General features: G+C 36.9%; 1 protein-coding gene. It reads right to left on the bottom strand.

Going from position 1 to position 393, the window contains the following annotated elements:
* On the bottom strand, window positions 1-393 hold a 393-nt coding region (locus A7981_RS07620), incomplete at both ends, for a GA module-containing protein (RefSeq protein ID WP_131800951.1).

Here is a 393-nt window from a genome sequence, read left to right as displayed (position 1 = left end):
TATTAACACCTTCAACATTTGTTGCTTGTGTAATTTCATTATCTAACGCTGTACGTTGTGCATTATTAATGTGTGTTAATGTACCTAACGTTTGTTTCGCAGCGGCTTTAGCTTCATTTAATTTCGCATCACCGTTCAACGCCGTCTTCGTACTGTTCACATTTTGTAATGCTTGTTCAACTGCTGATTTGTCTACATTTTGACCACTAGCTTTTGTTAAAATTGCTTTGGCTGCATTTACAGCTTGATCATAAGCTGATTTCTTACTTGGCTCTGCATCTAGGTATTTCTGAGTTTGTTTAGTTTGTGCCTCATCATTGATACCGTTTTGTAGACTGTGCATTGCGTTATTTAATTCTGTTGCTTTGGCAGTTTCTTGATTTACACCAGCTA

The organism is Methylovorus sp. MM2 (assembly GCF_001648895.1).
Classification (GTDB): Bacteria; Pseudomonadota; Gammaproteobacteria; order Burkholderiales; family Methylophilaceae; genus MM1.
This window is presented reverse-complemented; position numbering and strand designations above follow the sequence as displayed.